The 15798-nt window shown below is 70.3% G+C and carries 16 protein-coding genes and 1 pseudogene; 7 read left to right on the forward strand and 10 right to left on the reverse strand.

The annotated features are described in order from the left end of the window. Positions 1-71 precede the first annotated feature (71 nt). From ACQPXG_RS21385 to ACQPXG_RS21395, 3 genes are all read right to left on the reverse strand, one after another. A complete protein-coding gene (locus ACQPXG_RS21385; RefSeq protein ID WP_433469463.1) occupies positions 72-809 on the reverse strand; it encodes a maleate cis-trans isomerase family protein in 738 nt (245 codons plus the stop codon). Continuing rightward, positions 806-1825, reverse strand: coding sequence for a leucyl aminopeptidase (locus ACQPXG_RS21390; RefSeq protein WP_433469464.1), 1020 nt, complete (start codon positions 1823-1825; stop codon positions 806-808). The genes ACQPXG_RS21385 and ACQPXG_RS21390 overlap by 4 nt, the downstream gene beginning before the upstream one ends. Positions 1826-1940: 115 nt before the next feature. Next, complete coding sequence (locus ACQPXG_RS21395) at positions 1941-2651, reverse strand: FadR/GntR family transcriptional regulator (protein WP_433469465.1); 711 nt, start codon at positions 2649-2651, stop codon at positions 1941-1943. A gap of 57 nt (positions 2652-2708) precedes the next feature. On the opposite strand from ACQPXG_RS21395, the pseudogene ACQPXG_RS21400 reads away from it, so the two are divergent. Both ACQPXG_RS21400 and ACQPXG_RS21405 read left to right on the forward strand, forming a co-directional pair. After that, positions 2709-2975 (forward strand): annotated as a pseudogene (locus ACQPXG_RS21400) (hypothetical protein); the annotation flags it as partial. 25 nt (positions 2976-3000) lie between these two features. Then, complete coding sequence (locus ACQPXG_RS21405) at positions 3001-3432, forward strand: hypothetical protein (RefSeq protein ID WP_433469466.1); 432 nt, start codon at positions 3001-3003, stop codon at positions 3430-3432. Here ACQPXG_RS21405 and ACQPXG_RS21410 read toward each other — a convergent pair. Further along, positions 3408-3815: a MerR family transcriptional regulator gene (locus tag ACQPXG_RS21410; protein ID WP_433469467.1), complete on the reverse strand. Its 408-nt coding sequence runs from the start codon at positions 3813-3815 to the stop codon at positions 3408-3410. The genes ACQPXG_RS21405 and ACQPXG_RS21410 overlap by 25 nt on opposite strands. Before the next feature lie 49 nt (positions 3816-3864). Here ACQPXG_RS21410 and ACQPXG_RS21415 point away from each other — a divergent pair, with 49 nt between their 5' ends. After that, positions 3865-4749: an NAD(P)-dependent oxidoreductase gene (locus ACQPXG_RS21415; RefSeq protein WP_433469468.1), complete on the forward strand. Its 885-nt coding sequence runs from the start codon at positions 3865-3867 to the stop codon at positions 4747-4749. A gap of 167 nt (positions 4750-4916) precedes the next feature. After that, a complete protein-coding gene (locus tag ACQPXG_RS21420; protein WP_433469469.1) occupies positions 4917-5210 on the forward strand; it encodes a hypothetical protein in 294 nt (97 codons plus the stop codon). Positions 5211-5234: 24 nt separating this feature from the next. Here ACQPXG_RS21420 and ACQPXG_RS21425 read toward each other — a convergent pair whose 3' ends face one another. The 4 genes from ACQPXG_RS21425 to ACQPXG_RS21440 all read right to left on the reverse strand — a co-directional run bounded on the left by ACQPXG_RS21425 (position 5235) and on the right by ACQPXG_RS21440 (position 7912). Next, positions 5235-5741 (reverse strand): hypothetical protein, encoded by a 507-nt coding sequence (locus ACQPXG_RS21425; RefSeq protein ID WP_433469470.1) that lies wholly within the window; start codon positions 5739-5741, stop codon positions 5235-5237. A 45-nt stretch (positions 5742-5786) separates the two neighbouring features. Then, on the reverse strand, positions 5787-6134 hold the full coding sequence (locus ACQPXG_RS21430; protein WP_433469471.1) for a barstar family protein: 348 nt from the start codon (positions 6132-6134) through the stop codon (positions 5787-5789). 15 nt (positions 6135-6149) lie between these two features. Continuing rightward, a complete protein-coding gene (locus tag ACQPXG_RS21435; protein WP_433469472.1) occupies positions 6150-6560 on the reverse strand; it encodes a ribonuclease domain-containing protein in 411 nt (136 codons plus the stop codon). Between the two features lie 110 nt (positions 6561-6670). Continuing rightward, complete coding sequence (locus ACQPXG_RS21440; RefSeq protein WP_433469473.1) at positions 6671-7912, reverse strand: oxygenase MpaB family protein; 1242 nt, start codon at positions 7910-7912, stop codon at positions 6671-6673. A 170-nt stretch (positions 7913-8082) separates the two neighbouring features. Between ACQPXG_RS21440 and ACQPXG_RS21445 the strand changes: the two genes are divergently transcribed. Then, positions 8083-8781: a TetR/AcrR family transcriptional regulator gene (locus ACQPXG_RS21445; RefSeq protein ID WP_433469474.1), complete on the forward strand. Its 699-nt coding sequence runs from the start codon at positions 8083-8085 to the stop codon at positions 8779-8781. Positions 8782-8872: 91 nt separating this feature from the next. On the opposite strand, the gene ACQPXG_RS21450 is transcribed toward ACQPXG_RS21445, so the two are convergent. Further along, on the reverse strand, positions 8873-10078 hold the full coding sequence (locus tag ACQPXG_RS21450) for a glycosyltransferase (protein WP_433469475.1): 1206 nt from the start codon (positions 10076-10078) through the stop codon (positions 8873-8875). Between the two features lie 371 nt (positions 10079-10449). Here ACQPXG_RS21450 and ACQPXG_RS21455 point away from each other — a divergent pair, with 371 nt between their 5' ends. Together ACQPXG_RS21455 and ACQPXG_RS21460 are read left to right on the forward strand one after the other, a co-directional pair. Beyond that, entirely contained in the window at positions 10450-12807 is a 2358-nt protein-coding gene (locus ACQPXG_RS21455; protein WP_433469476.1) for a LuxR C-terminal-related transcriptional regulator, read from the forward strand. A 9-nt stretch (positions 12808-12816) separates the two neighbouring features. Then, entirely contained in the window at positions 12817-14883 is a 2067-nt protein-coding gene (locus ACQPXG_RS21460) for an ATP-binding protein (RefSeq protein WP_433469477.1), read from the forward strand. Here the strand turns inward: ACQPXG_RS21460 and ACQPXG_RS21465 are convergent. Continuing rightward, positions 14873-15793, reverse strand: coding sequence for an FAD:protein FMN transferase (locus tag ACQPXG_RS21465; RefSeq protein ID WP_433469478.1), 921 nt, complete (start codon positions 15791-15793; stop codon positions 14873-14875). The genes ACQPXG_RS21460 and ACQPXG_RS21465 overlap by 11 nt on opposite strands. Between the last annotated feature and the right edge of the window lie 5 nt (positions 15794-15798).

The raw sequence follows: 15798 nt of genomic DNA on the forward strand, positions 1-15798 counted from the left end.
GCGGGACACCGGCCGACATCGGTGGCACGGTGATGGGGATCCGTTCCCCATCACCGTGCTCTGCCGTCGGCTCAGTAGTCGCCGCTGAGAAGGCGTCCTGCATCGGGGACGGCGGTGGGCAGGCCCAGTTCGGTGAGAAGGGCGTAAGCCGTCGCCGTCGCCGCGGACAGCACGGGGATGCCCGCCTCGTCCTCGACGGCCTGGATGGCGGACAACGACGGCATCTGGACGCACGCGGACAGAACGAGAGCGTCGGCGCCGGTGAGGTCGAGCTTGCGCCAGTGGTCGCGGAGGTCGGCCGGGTCGAGACGGCCCACCGCGAGGTTGTCGGCCACTTCGAGGCTGAGGGCGTCGACAACGGTGACCCCGGCGTCCTCGATGTACTCCACGACCTTCCGGGTCAGCGGCTTCATGTACGGGGTGACGAGGGCGATGCGCTCGGCCTTGAGCGCCCGCAGGCCGGTCAGCAGCGCCCCCGCGCTGGACACCACGGGCGCCTCCGAGCCTTCGGCCCGCAGGGACGAGCGGATGGAGTCCTCCGCGGTGCAGTGGTAGCCGGGCCCCTGGGCCATGATGGCCACCAGGCAGGCGGTGGCGACCACGTCGGGGCGGGCGTCGGCGAGCTCGACGGCGGCCCGCTCGGCCTGCGCGTTCATCGCGCGGAGCTGCTCGGGGGTGACGTGCTGCATCCGCGCGCGGGCGCTGTGGAAGACGAAGCGGTCGCCGTCCTCGCGGGCACCGAGCATGCGGGGCAGCTCGGTCTCCATGGTGAGGTTCGAGCTGGGGACGATCAGGCCGATGTGGGTCACGCCTTGCTCCTCGGCTGCATTTCCGGAATGACGACCGCGCCGTCCAGGACGACGGGCTCGTCGTCGAGGAAGAGACTGCAGCCGCGCATGGGGATGTCGAAGTGGCAGGGGGTGTCGTTCGGGCCGCCCAGCTCGTTGTTGGGGCCGATCGAGAACATGACGTTGCCGTAGAAGGAACGCAGCTCCATGCCCATGCCGCCGGGGAACTGGGTGAGGCCGTGCCAGTGCGCGCGTTCGTCCAGCCCCCAGCCGACGTGGGACATGCCGTAGCCGCGCGGATCGTCGAACGACTTGATGTAGGAGGACAGCAACTCGGCGTCCAGCCCTCCGCGGATGTCGGTGATGAAGCCCTTCTCGATGGTGAGCGTGACCGGCGCCTGGACGTAGGTGTTGAACGGAAGGAGGACGTCCCCGGGGGAGAGGACGATCGTGCCGTCCACACCGTCGTCGGCGCCGCCGGTGAACACGAACGCGGCCGGCCAGTGATCCCAGCGGCCCGGGGTGTCGGTGCAGCCGTACTCGCTCATCGTCGGATAGGTGCCGAGCCGGTAGGTGACGTCGGTTCCCGCCGGGCTGGTGATGCGCATCGTGCCGGCCTTGCCGAGGATCTCCGCGCCGACCTCCACGCGTTCGCGCAGCTCGGCCGTCGGCATCAGCCGGGCGAGCAGCGGTACCGGCTCGACGCACGTGAGGATGCGGGTGCCCGCGTCCTGGATGGCGAACTGCTCCTTGCTGAACAGCAGGAACTTCAGATCGACCAGCATGTCGGCCTGCTTCAGCGCCTCGACCGCGAGGGGGTTGCCCGCCAGGCCCGAGTCGCCCACCGCCCACGCGCCGGCGGCGCCGGTGGGTGCGGGGAGCCGCATGTGGTAGGCGTTCGCCCCCAGCCGCCGCGCCGCGTACAGGAACGCGTCGGCGTAGTCGAGCCGTTCGTCGCCCTGCGAGAGCACGGCGACGGTCTCGCCCTCGTGGACCCCGCTCATGGTCAGTTGCCGCAGGCAGATCTCGTTCAGCATGCACGCCTCCCAATTAGTCCGGACACGGACGATCGTGGCAGAACTAATCCGAACACGGACGAGTTGCTCGGCGCAAGAGGCAGCGCGCAGAACCTGGGCGCCACCGGCCGGAGCGTCAGATCGGGAGGGCGGGTCCGGCGTCGAGGTGGTCGCCGAGCGCGGACCTCGCATCACGGAACAAGGTATGACCGTAGTCGCGGTAGGGCGGCGCCTCCGCGTACCGGAAGTGATCGCGCACCGCGACCCGCGCGGCCTCGGGGTCACCCGACTCCAGCGCCTCGACGATCTGGTCGTGCGACCCGATGCCCCACTGCTCCCCGCTCTCCGGCTCCGGGGGGATCGAGCTGACGATGATCAGCTCCTGGAGCGGTTCGATCAGCAGTTCCAGTGCGGGCAGCCGCAGCCCCTTGATGATCGACAGGTGGAACTGCAGGTGCTCTTCGTGAGCCGCCGGCCAGTCCTTGGCCCGGACCCGGTCCTCGAACCGCTGCAAGTGCCCGCGCATCGGCCGCAGCGTCTCGTGGGCGCCCACTCGTGCGGCCTCGGCGGCGAGCGTCGACTCCAGCGTGACCCGGGCGGCGAGGACATCGCCGACGGTGACGTCCGAACGTTGCATCCGCAGGGTCAGGGCCGTGGTGAGGATGTCGTCGCGCGGGACGGCGACGAAGATGCCGTGGCCCTGCCGAACCTCGACGAGCCCCATCGACGACAGCGTGCGCAGGGCGTCGCGCACGACGCTGCGCGAAACCCCGAGTGATTCCGACAGCGCCTCCGCCGTGCCGCGAGCTCCGGAGAGTGGGGAACTCCGCTCGTCAGAGATCGACACGGGAGTGAGCAGATGAGACTTCTGCAAGGGATCGCCGCGGCGGCCGCCGCGACGGCGATGCTCGGGACGAGTGCATGCGGCAACAGCACCGGCGCGCAGCCCAAGGACGCCGGTCTGCCCTCCGCCCCGCTCGAGGTGAAGAGCGCGGTCGACCCGGCATTGCAGGCGAAGTTCCCCGAGGACATCCGGACGCGCGGAGTGCTGCGCGTCGCGGCCGATCCCAGCTATCCGCCGAGCGCGTTCAAGAGCTCCTCAGGGCAGATCATCGGAGTCGGCGCCGACTTCGCCGCCGCCATCACGGCCAGGACCGGCCTGCGGTTCGAGTGGGTCGAGGTGCCCCTTCGACGGCATGCTCGCCGGTCTGAAGGCGCACCGCTTCGACGCCAGCTGGTCCGCCTGGACCGTCACCCGCGAGCGCACGGAAGTGCTGAACCTGGTCACCTACCTTCAGGGCGGCACGTCCGCACTGGTCAAGGCCGGAGATCCCAAGGGGATCAAGAAGCCGCTCGACCTGTGCGGCCGCACGGTCGCCGCGCAGACCGGCACGGCCCAGGCCCAGGGCAACATGGACGACCTTCAGCGGCAGTGCGCGGCGGCGGGCCGGCCCGCGATCAAGCCGATGGTCGTGCCGCAGCAGACCAACGTCAACCAGGCGGTCGCCACCGGGCGCGCGGACGCGATGCTCGCCGCACGGCATCGATGCCGACAGCATCGTCCGCGCGGCTCTCGACCTCGCACATCGCTGAGTAGGACCGGTCAGGCGGAGACGGGCTCCGGGTGAGCGTCGTCGAAGGGCGGATAGCTCTCGTCGCCTGTTCGCTCGGCGGCATCGATGTAGTCGGCAAGGGCGTCGCGGGATCGGGCGAGCCTGTCCATCTGATCGTCCAGCCGCCGCAGCCGTGACCGCATCGCGGCCAGCAATTCGGGACACCCGAGCAGCTCTGGGGCCTCGCCGACCGCGCAGGGCAGCAGGTACGCGATGTCCTCAGAGGACAAGCCGGCACCGAGCAGGTGACGGATCTGCTTCACGCGCAGCACGGCGTCCTCGTCGTACTCGCGGTAACCGTTCGCGCCGCGGTCCGCCTCCAGCAGGCCCTGGGCCTCGTAGTAGCGCAGCTGATGGGCGTTGACGCCCGTCCGACGACTCAGTTCCCCGATCCGCACCGAGACCTCACTTGACCTTCACACCGGTATCAACGTTGACGATGCTGCCATGAACAACAGAACCGATACACCCGTGACGGTCCTCGGACTCGGACTGATGGGCCAGGCCCTCGCCGGCGCCTTCCTGAAGGCCGGGTATCCAACGACCGTGTGGAACCGTACGGCATCCAAGGCCGACCGGTTGGTGGCCGAGGGGGCGCGGCCGGCGCCGACGGTCGGCGACGCGCTCAGAGCAGGATCCGTGACGTTCATCTGCGTGACCGACTACCAGGCCGTGCACGAGTTGCTCGGGACGAGCGATATCAAGCTGGACGGCACGACGTTGGTCAATCTGACGTCGGGCGACTCGGCCCAGGCTCGGGAGACCGCCCAATGGGCCCAGCAGCGCGGCGCCCATTACCTGGACGGCGCCATCATGGCCATCCCGCCGGCGATCGGGACCGCGGAGGCGGTGATTCTGCACAGCGGGCCGCGATCGGACTTCGAGGCACATCAGTCGACACTCGAAGCGCTCGGCACCGTCACCTACCTTGGTGCGGACCATGGGCTGGCGTCCCTGTACGACGTGGCAGGCCTGGCCATGATGTGGAGCGTCCTGAACGCCTGGCTCCAGGGCACCGCCCTGCTGAGGACGGCCGGTGTCGACGCCGCGACGTTCGCGCCGTTCGCGCAGCAGATCGCCGCCGGTGTCGCCGAATGGCTTCCTGGATATGCCGAGCAGATCGACAGCGGCTCCTTCCCGGCCGAGGTGTCGGCCCTGGAGACCGACGCGCGGGCGATGGCGCATCTGATCGAGGAGAGCGAGGCGGTGGGCGTCAACGCCGAACTACCGAAGTTGATCAAGGCGATGGCCGACCGCGCCATCGCCGCCGGACACGGGGCGGAGCAGTACCCCGTGCTGATCGAAGAGTTCGGCAGACCCCGCGAAGACTGACCGGGCCCGGTGACCGGCCGGCCGGTCACCGGCCGGCCGGCGTCCGGGAGAGCACGTGATCCCCAAGCGTCGGGGAGACAGTCGTGTGCGGTTGTGTGACACTCGCTCAAGGTCGGCGGCCGTGCACGGGCGTGCCGGTTACTTCGTGCTCCGGATGGGGGCGGGTCGTGCCGAGGTGGGGGAAGGTCTCGATCGCCACGGTCCTCCCGTTGGCCGCCGGGGCGCCGGCCTGGTGGGTGTGCGCGGTGACCGGCGTCGATCCGAACGCCAGCGGGACCGTGGTGAGCCTGGTCGTGCTGGTGCCCGGGACGCCTCTGGTCATCTGGGCCGGTCAAGCGGCTCTCGCCCACTATGAGCGCGCCGAGGATCGCCTGGAAGCCGTCCTCGGCTCCGACCAGCCATGGGCCCTCACCGCCGCCCGGGACCTGGCGCGGGCACGCCGGCTCGCCGCCTCCGGCTGATGGACGGCGACTTCCTTCACGCGGTCAGAGCGATCGATTGGGGTCTTGGCGAGAAACGATTCTGTCGCCGTTGAGGATCGCCGCCGTCAGGACGGTTTCCTCGCAGTGGCGCAGATAGAAGCTGAGGCCATCATTTCCCCAGGGGGAGGTGGCCCGCCGTTCCAGCCACTGGATCATTTCGATCAGCATGTTCCAGTGGGTCGGGCCATGAAGCTCCTGGCGGGACGTGAGGACCCAGGCGGGGAAACGTCCTTGCCGCAGGGCCAGCTCGGAGAAGTCGACACCGCCGATCCGCGCATCTGCCGGGCCCCGACGCGCCAGCAGCGGTTCCGGTTGAGTTTCCCAACTGTCCTCGGCCGCATCCAGGCCGGGCTCGCCATCGCCGACGTACACCGTTTCGTATTCGGTCACGATGGTGAACTCCTTGGGCTCTGGAGCGAGCCCAAGATGCCAACGAAGTTCGGTGAGTTCCTCGTCGGGAAGGTCGGTCGGAAGCTCGGCGGTGAGCAGCAGTTCGTAGAGATCGGACATGCCGCGCCAGCCTAGTCTCGTGGACCGCCTTGCTCGAAGCGGTTGTCAAGGGAGGGCGGCGGTCAGGTGGGCGCGCAGGGCGGCCATTTGTTCGGGGGAGGCCGCGAAAGTGGTGGGCAGTTCCCTCTCGGCGAGGATTTCGAGGAGGATCGCGAACTGCCGCGGGTCCTCGTCCGCGAGCAGTTCGTCGGCGTGCGACACGGTGAGGGCGGGACGGTCGAGGTCGCGCAGGCAGTCCAGGAACGCGTCCCAGTTGTGCCCGAAGTGGGCGGGAAAGCCGAGGGCCCGCGCCGCCTCGCGGAAGAAGGCGGCGCGGGTCCGGCAGGCGTGCCCGTCGACGACGGCCGGCACCGGGTCGCTGGTGAGCGTCAACCAGGGTGGCGGCGAGGTCATCGGACGGGCTCTGTTCTAGGAGATCTTGTAGAAGTTGGAGTAGTGGTCCGGGGAGAAGTAGACCGTACCGGTGCTGCTGTGGACGATCCGGTAGGCGTCCCGCGAGGCGCCTTTCGCGCGCGAGTAGACGTCGTACTCGTGGTAGGAGGCGCTGGCGGGGAGCTGGCCGTCGTAGTTGTGGTAGACGCCGCCAGTGTAGTTGTACCGGCCGTCCGGCCAGGAGTACCAGCCCGACGTGGACGGCCATCCCTTTCCGGCCCACACCGAGGCGGCGTCGCGGCCGTCGGAACAGCGTGAGATCGTGCACGAGTTGTAGACGGTCGCGCCGGCGGGGACGTTGGCGGCGACGCCCATCGCGCATGTCGCGGCGACCAGGGTGACGGCCGCCCGTTTCGTCCAGGACGGTTGGGAGCGCTTGCTGAGCACAGGTCCTCCTACGAGCGAGTACCTCCGAGGGGGATCACCCCCTTCCCCGGACCGGACCACGCCGGAATCGGGGCGGACAACCGCCATGATGACCTTGACTCCATGAATTGTCAGTAGTGGGGGTTGTTTGTCTGGGGGATTTCGATGCTGATCGGGTAGTCGGCCCCGGACAGGAGGAGCAGGACTCCCTGGCGGATGATCTCGTCGAAGGCCCAGTAGACCTCCCGCAGTTCCTTGGGCGCCTTGGTGATGTCGAGGACGCCCTCGCGGACGGCGACGAACGGCGGCCAGAGGTTCTCGAAGATCGGGTCCCACACCGGTTCCCTGGGGATCTTCAGCCAGCCGGCGATCTCGTCACCGAGCACGTAGCGGGTGAGCGCGCCGAGGATGTGCTTGGTCAGGATGCCGCCGTCGACGAAGGCGGCGAGGTTGAGCAGCATGTCGGCGAGCTTGATGCCCTCGGCGGTGGGGGCCAGGACCGGGTCCAGGACCTGCGTGGCCTGGGCATTGGCCTCGTCCCACGACTTGGGGATGTACTCGTCCAGGATGCCGAGCATGTGCGCGGTCAGCTGCCAGGAGTGCAGGAAGGCCGCGGACTCGTCGTCGGGGATCCGCACCTTCCACTTCGCCAGTTCCTTCATGACGGTCGTGGGCAGGCTGTGCCAGGTGACCATCATGTCGGCCTGGCTGATCGGGATCTTCTCGTCGGCGACCTTGGTCCAGTACGCCGACGTGGGCAGCAGGTGCCGCACGCCCGCGTGGGCGAGCCGCGTCTTGACGCAGGTCACGATCATCTCGCCGTCGGACTGGAAGGCCTTCTCGGTGCCGATGTCGTAGCCGAGTTTGGCGGTCTTGGTGATGCGGTCCCTCATGTCCGCGCCGCCCTTGGAGTAGTAGACCGCGCGCGCCTCGTGGGGAATGGCCGTGCTCATCATCCCGCTGGCGAAGCCGTAGGTGACGCCGAGGTAGAGCCCGCGCTTCTGGTTGAACTCGAACGCTTTGGCGAGCTTGCCCTGGTCCGCCCACGACGGCAGCCTGCGGGCCTTGTCCAGGAAGTCGCGCAGGTCGGCGGGCAGGCCGTCCGGCAGCGGCTGGCCGTTCTTGGTCCAGGTCTTCAGCAGCCTGTTGACCTCGGGGACGTCGCCGCGGTCGATCAGGGAGGCGACGAGCGGGTCGGCTTCCCCGTCCCACACCCACCTGGGGTCGGCGCCCTCGCCCGTGCCCGCGACCGAGCCCTTGGGCGACCACGTCCACAGTGATGACGCCTTCGCGGGCGCCGCGACGGTCAGCGCACCGAGTGCGCCCAACGTCCCGCCCGCCATGAGCACGTTCCGTCTGCTGGGTTTCTCCATGCCTTCGCTCCTCCTCGGGGCCGAGAGCACTCCTGATACGATGAAACAGACTTCGCATCTCCGTATCAGGGCAGCGGCACTCATGACAGCACACGGTGTCGGCCCTCACAAGACCCAACGTGACGAATGTTCGCGATTGCGACAGAATTCAGTCGGTTCAGGAGGGGATCGTGGAACCTGTGCTGTCCTTCCTCATGACGTCCTCGGAGCAGGAGTCGCTGCTCGAACGCGCCTACGTCGACGCCGTCGAGCAGGTGGACGACCTGGACGAGGCCCGGGCGCGCGTGCTCGACGCGGCGTACGAGCAGTTCTCCCGGATGGGCATCCAGCGGTCCACCATGGAGGACGTGGCCCGGCGCGCGGGGGTCTCGCGGATCACTGTCTACCGGCGGTTCGCCACGAAGGACGCTCTCGTCGAGCAGGTGGTGCGCCGTGAGTTCCGCCGGTACTTCGACCGGTTCCTGATCGACATCGAGCAGGCCGACACGGCCGCCGACCGGGTGGTGCTGGGCTTCGTGAGCTCGCTGCGCGCGATCCGCGGCAACCCGCTGATCGGCGGGCTGATGGCCACCGAGCCGGACACGGTCCTGCCCTCCATGATCAACGATGGCGGGCGGACCATGGCGGTCGTGCGGCGGTTCGTCGCGGGCCAGCTCCGCCGGGAGCAGCACGCCGGCCACGTGCAGGGCGACCTGGACGTCGACTTCGTGGCCGAGATGATGGTCCGGATCTCCGCCTCCTTCCTGGCGATCCCCAGCCACCTCGTCGACCTCGACGACGACGAGCAACTGGCCGCGATCGCCCGGCGGTTCCTGGTGCCCATGCTGGAGCCGCGGGCGCCCCGGATCGGGCCGCCGACCTCGTCCTGATCCCGAGTCACGACCTGGGACCGCGAGAACGAGGGGGCCGGCGCCGCCGGCCCCCTCGTCCCGCGCGGAAGCGACGACCGAGGGCCTTCGCTCAAGCGTCGAGCAGCAGCTTCGCGGCCACGGTTGTTCCGTCGGTGCGGATCGTGCCGGCCACGGCCGTTGCCCGTGCTCGGGTCTCAGGGGTCAGGGCCGTTGTGAGCGAGACCGACAGGGAATCGACGGTCGGGGTCCGGCCGTCGTGCGCCGCGCCGATGCCCAGCTCGGCGACCCGGGTGGCCCAGTACGGCTGGTCCGCGATCTGGGGCACCACGACCTGGGGTGCCCCGGCGCGGGCGGCCGCCGTCGTGGTGCCGGCGCCGCCGTGGTGCACGACGGCCGCCACCCTGGGAAACAGTGCCTGCTGGTTGACCTCGCCGACGGTGAAGCAGTCGTCGGCGTCGTCGATCGGGGCCAGGCCCGCCCAGCCGCGGGCGAGGAGTACGCGGCGACCGTGGGCGCGGATCGCCTCGGTGGCCACCTTGGCGATGCCGTCCGGGGCGTGCGCGGCCATGCTGCCGAAGCCGACGTACACCGGTGGTTCACCGGCGTCCAGGAACGCCTCCAGCTCGGCCGGGAGCGGGCGGTCGTCAGGCAGGATCCATGCCCCGGTCTGCACGATGTCGAGGTCCGTCCTGCCTTGCGACGGCCACAGGGTCGGGTCCGCCGCCAGCCACGGCCGGTCGGTGAAGACGTGGTCGCGGACGTTGTCCACCGGGGGCAGCCCGATCGCCGCCCGGTGCGTGTTGAGCGCCTCGCCGTACAGCGCGTTCACTCTCTCGGCGTCCTGCTTCCACAGCGCCCGGTTGTCGGTCTCGCCCTGCGGCGACGGCGTGCCCGGCCGGATACCCGGCGGGAAGTGCCGCGACGGTAGTCCAAGGGTGTGGAAGCAGGCGAGCACATAGCGGATGCCCAGTTTCTCGGCCACGTCCCGTGCGCCGGCCGGCATCAGGCCGGTCGCCAGGAGCGCGTCGCATCCCTCGGCCGCAGCGGTGAGCGTGGCGAACCGCGCGGCGACCAGCTCGGGAGCGAGCCGGAACGCGTCCTTGGCCGAGGGCGGCTTGGCGCCGGCGACCACCGAGCGCACCGTGGGGCCGAGCGGCACCAGCGGCACACCGGCGCGCGCCAGCAGCACCGCGAACTCCTCGTCCGGTGGCGCGCACACCAGGGCGTCCGCGCCGAGTTCCCGCAGCCGCACCGCGAGCCCCACCAGTGGTTCGACGTCCCCGCGCGATCCCCACGTCGTCAACACCACACGCATTCGTGTCCCCCATTTCCGCAGGTTCTGGTCTCGGCCGACAATCTTGAGGTACGACCCGGGTCTTGCCGCAAGCCCCCCGGTGCGCTATATGTTGGAAATGGCAGGGAGTGGGAACTTCTTGCCATTGGCTTTTACCGCCGCCTTCTGCGGACCCGCGCGTCCGCCTCGCGAAGCGCGGCCCGTCGCCCACGTGGGCCCCGTGCATGTCGTCGCCGATCTACCGGCGGATCCACGGACAGTGCCGTTTGCTCCGCCATTGCGTTCGATCGAGTCGTTTTGACCGCTGCATGGCCGTGTATGGGCGAGCCGGGTCACTAGGGTGGAAGTCGATCGGGTGTGACGCAGTGCGGATCACGCCGTGCGAGGCGGTGATGGCTTCAGCGGCATCGAGCGCGGCAAGCGGGCATCGGCCGTCGCGGCTGCCCGCGGACACGACGAGTTTCGTGGGGCGGCGGCAGGAACTGGCCGAGGTCAGACGCATGCTGTCCGAATCACGGATGGTGACCCTGTCGGGGGTCGGCGGGGTCGGCAAGACGCGGCTGGCCACGCGGACGGCCACGGTCGTGCGGCGGGCGTTCCCGGACGGCGTGCAGATGGTCGAGCTCGCCCAGGTGGAGAAGCCGGAACTGCTGATCACGACGGTCATGGAGGCGCTTGAGATCAGGGACCACTCCCATCGCCCGCCGATGGACGTGCTCGTGGAGCGCCTGCGGGACAAGCACGCGCTGGTGGTCCTGGACAACTGCGAGCACCTCCACCACGAGTGCGCGGTGCTGGCCGAGACGCTTCTGCGCTCGGCCTCGGAACTCCGCATCCTGGCCACCAGCCGCCACGTTCTGGGGATCTCCGGCGAGCAGACGCTCTCGGTGCCGCCTCTGTCGCTGAGCGGCCTCGACTCGTCCGGGACGGGCCGGACGCCGCCGATGCCGGAGGCGGTGGAACTGTTCGCCGACCGCGCCCGGTCGGTGGTGCCCGACTTCGCCGTCACCGATGCCAACCGGGCGGCGGTCGAGCAGGTCTGCCGCCGGCTGGACGGGCTTCCGCTGGCCATCGAGCTGGCGGCGGTGCGGCTCCGGGTGCTGTCGGTGAAGCAGTTGCTGGAACGGCTCGACGATCGTTTCCGGTTGCTCACCGGGGGATCGCGGACGGTGCTGCCACGGCACCAGACGCTGCGCGCGCTGATCGACTGGAGCCACCTGCTCTGCACCGAGCAGGAACGCGTGCTCTGGGCGAGGATGTCGGTCTTCACCGGCGGCTGCGATCTGGAGGCGGCCGAGGAGGTCTGCTCGGGCGACGGGATCGTCCGCGAGGAGGTCGTCGACCTGATCGCCGCCCTGGTGGAGAAGTCGATCCTGAGCCGCGAGGATCATGGGGGCGCGGTCCGGTACCGGCTGCTGGAGAGCATCCGGCAGTACGGCCGGGAGCGGCTCGCCGAATCCGGGCAGACGGCGCGGTTCCGGCGCGGCCATCGCGACTTCTACCAGAGAATGGCGGCCGAGGCCCGCTTCAGGCTCTTCGGCCCCGGTCAGCCGGCCTTGCTGGAAAGGCTGCAACTCGAACACGCCAATCTGCGCGCCGCACTGGAGTACTGCCTCTCCGACCCGGCCGAGGTCGAGGTCGCTCTGGGAATGGGCGCCGACCTTCTCTACCACTGGATCACCAGTTTCTACCTGACCGAGGGACGCGACTGGATGGACCGGGCGCTGGCCCTGGACTCCGGGGCGAGCGAGGTCCGCGCCCGGGCGCTGTGGTCCAACAGCTGGCTGGCGATCATTCAGGGGGACCTGGACGACGCCGCCGCGATGCTGCGGGAGAGCCGGGCCATCGGGGAGCGGCTGGGGCGAGAGGAGATCCTGGGCTACGTGGTGCTGTACTCCGGGATGATCGCCATGTTCCGGCAGGACGCCGACACCGCGATCGGTCTCTACAAGGAGGCGGTGGAACGCCACACCGCCACCGGGGACCCGGTGGGCCATGCGCTGGCGCTGATCAGGCTCTCGCTCGCGCACTCCTTCCTGGGCGACTCGGCACTCGCCGTCTCCATCGGCGAGCAGGGCATCGCGGTGTGCGAGGCGCACGGCGAGGGCTGGCACAGGGCGTACGCGATGATGGCCCTGGGAGTGGAGCTGTGGCGGCAGGGCGAGGCCGCCCGCGCCACCTCGATGGAGCAGGAGAGCCTGCGCTTCAACCGCTCGCTCGACGATCCTCTCGGCATGGGCGTCAATCTGGAGGTCCTGGCCTGGGTCGCCGCCGGCGAGAAGCAGTTCACGCGGGCGGCCCGGCTCCTCGGGATCGCCAAGGCGGTGTGGAAGGCGGTCGGCGCGGTCCTGTCCGGGTACGGGCACCTGATGCGGTACCACGACGCGTGCGTGGACGACACCCGCCGGGCCCTCGGCTCGTCCGCATTCCTCGCGGAGGTCGAGCACGGCGCGGATCTGCCCGACGGGGACGGCCTCGCCTACGCACTGGAGGAGACCGCGGCCGCGGAAGCGGGGGACCGCGACGCCGGCCGTCCCTCCCCGCTGACACCGCGGGAAACGCAGATCGCCCGGCTGGTGGCGGAGGGGGAGAGCAACAAGAAGATCGCCGCCACGCTGGTGATCTCCCAGCGCACCGTGGAGGGGCACATCGAGCACATCATGAACAAGCTCGGTTTCAACTCGCGGGTTCAGATCGCCGGCTGGATCAACGATCACGACAGGGCCGCCGGGGCGGGGCCGGCCGGGTGACGGGGCGCCATGACTGAACGGAAGATCATGCCGGACCGGACGGCGGAAGGTTCCGCGTTCGTCGGACGCGTCCAGGAGCTCACGAGGGTGCGGTACCTGCTGCCCGGAACGCGGCTGCTGACCCTGACCGGCGTCGGCGGTGTCGGCAAGACCCGGCTGGCGCTCCAAGTGGCGTCGACGCTGCGGGCACGGTTCCCGGCCGGGGTCCGGATCGTGGATCTGGCCATGGTGCAGGACGGTCACCTGCTGGAGACGGCGGTGGCGGCCGCGCTGGGAGTGCGTGACACCGGCCGGCAGTCCCTGCCGGCCCTGGTGGACCACCTGGCGGACAAACGCCTTCTGCTCGTCCTGGACAACTGCGAGCACCTGCTGCCGGAGTGCGCCGAACTGGCGGCCAGGCTGCTGAGCGGTGCGCCGCGGCTGCGGATCCTCACCACCAGCCGGCAGGCGCTGGGGGTGGGCGGTGAACAGGTGCTGGTGGTGCCCCCGCTCGCGGTCCCGCCGGCCGGCACCGCCGCCCAGGAGATCCTGCGCAGTGAAGCGGTGCGCCTGTTCACCGAACGGGCGGTCCAGGCGCGGCCGGGGTTCACGGTGGACGAGGCGACCGCACCTGCGGTCGCCGGGCTGTGCCGGCGCCTGGACGGGCTCCCGCTGGCCATCGAACTCGCCGCCGCGCGGCTGCGGACGATGCCGCTGAGCGAGCTGGCGGGCGAGCTCGATCGCAGGTTCGACCTGCTCACCGGCCCCGACACGGCGGTTCTACCGCGGCACCGGGCCCTTTACGCGACCATCGACTGGAGCTTCGGGCTGTGCACGCCCGGTGAGCAACGGCTGTGGACGAGGATGGCGGTGTTCCCCGGCGGGGCGGACCTGGAAGACGCCGAAGCCGTCTGCTCGGGCAACGGGATCGAGCCCGAGGACATCCTCGACCTGATCTTCGGGCTGGTCGACAAGTCCGTCCTGATCAGCGTCCACGGCGACGGCCGCAGCCGCTATCGCATGCTGGAGAGCCTCCGCGCCTACGGGCGCGAGCGGCTGGCGCCGGGGGACGAGCCGGCACTGCACCGGCGGTACCGCGACCACTACCGGCGGCTGGCCGAGCACAACCGGATCGATCTGCTGGTTCCCGACCAGTTCGATCGCTACCGGGCGGCACAGGCGGAGATCCCCAATCTGCGACTGGCGCTGGATCTGTGCCTTCGGCGCCACGACCCGTCCGGACTGCGGATCGCGATCAGCCTGTGGGCGGCGTGGCTGCTCGCGGGCGCCGTCCACGAGGGCCGCCATTGGCTGGAACGCTCGATCGATCTGGCACGCCCGACCGACAGCGATCGCGTCATGGTGCTGTGGGTCGACGTCCTGTTCGCCGCTTACCAGCAGGATCTCGAAGCGGCCAGGCAGCGTGCGGACGAGTGCGGCGCAGCCGCCGAAGGCTGCGGGGACGAGGCGGCGTTCGCGTTCTTTCTCCAGGCCCGCGGGGTCGTGGCGCTGGCCGATGGCGACACCGGCCAGGGGTTCGCGCTCCTGGAGGACGCGCGTGCCCGTCACCGCGCCAGGGAAGATCTGGACGCCGTTGCCGTGAACCTCTACTACGCCGCCTCGTTCGGCGTGGCCGCCCGGAGCCCGGGGCAGGCCGCCGCCCTGGGGGAGGAACTCCTCGCCCTGGCCGAGGCCCACCGGGCACAGATCTTCGAGGCGTACGCCCTGATCACCCTGGGGTACTCGGCCTGGTGGCAGGGGGACCTGAGCCTGACCGGGGCCAGAATGCGTCAGGCGGCCACCATGCTCACCGAGATCAGTGACCGGTGGGGGCTGATCCAGTGCCTGGAGGCCCTCGCGTGGACCGCCTGCGCACAGGGACACCACGACAGGGCCGCCCGGCTGCTGGGCGCGGCGAGCAGGCTCTGGCGGGCATTCGACATCCCGCCTCTCGGACTGCAGGTCTTCACCGGCTCCCACCAGGACTGTGATGCCCGGGCCCGCCGGGAACTCGGTGGACGGGCCTTCACCGCGGCCTACGACTCGGGCGCGAGGCTGAGCCTGGAGGCCGCCGTCTCCTACGCGATCAGCAGCTGAACGCCGGTTCGCGCTTCAGCGCCGGGGGCGGTCGAAAGGGACCGGCGGGCCAGCTCCCGACGGTGGTGACCCCGCCGTCGGCGTCCACCATCCGGGCCCGCAGTTCGCGCGACCCCAGCCACGTGGCGGCCGTGTTCCCGGACGCGAGCGCGGCGATGCTCGCGGCCTTGGCGGCGACGCAGCACAGACCGATGACCGAGACCGCGCTCCAGGGCCGATGCTCACCCACGGAGGGCCGTGCACGGTCGGCGCGGGGAACGATTCGTGGCCGCCCGATCAGGTTGGCCCCCACGCGCCGTGCCGGGTGGGCTGGCGCGGGCAGGAAGGAGGTGGCCAGCCCGGGCGCGCGCAACACGATCCGCTGCCCGTGGTGGGGCTCGTCGCGATGTGCCTGGCCGCGACCGCCCGCCATATGGACCGGCCAGCCCGCATCCGGGAGCCGTCCGGCGGTGGCGACGCTGCCGGGGAAACAGACGCAGACGCCGCACCCGGCCTCCCCGGCGGCGGCCTCGGCGGCCCGGTCGGCGGCGAACGCCACCGCCATGCCCCACAGGTCGAGGGTCGTCCCGGCGGGGATCATCACCGTTCCGGGCGGGTCGTCGATCACGACCGTCCCGCTCCCGGCGCCACGGCCACCGACGAGGGGATCGACCAGCCCGCCGGTCAGCTCACAGGCCTGCAAGGCCGTCCACAACACGGCCAGGAAGGTGGCGCCGACCTGTACCTGACGGCCGGCGGCGGCATTGACCCGGGCCAGCTCCGAATCGTCGCGGAACGCGCCGCACGCGGCGTCGATGTCGTCGATCACCTGATCGACGGCTCGCCGGGCCGCGCCGAGACGGCCGGGCTCCTCCACCATGACGGTCGCCACACCGCCCCAGAGAGGGAAGTCCTCCGTGCTGTGGGTCATCAAGC

Source organism: Spirillospora sp. CA-128828 (assembly GCF_050945415.1).
Lineage (GTDB): Bacteria > Actinomycetota > Actinomycetes > Streptosporangiales > Streptosporangiaceae > Spirillospora.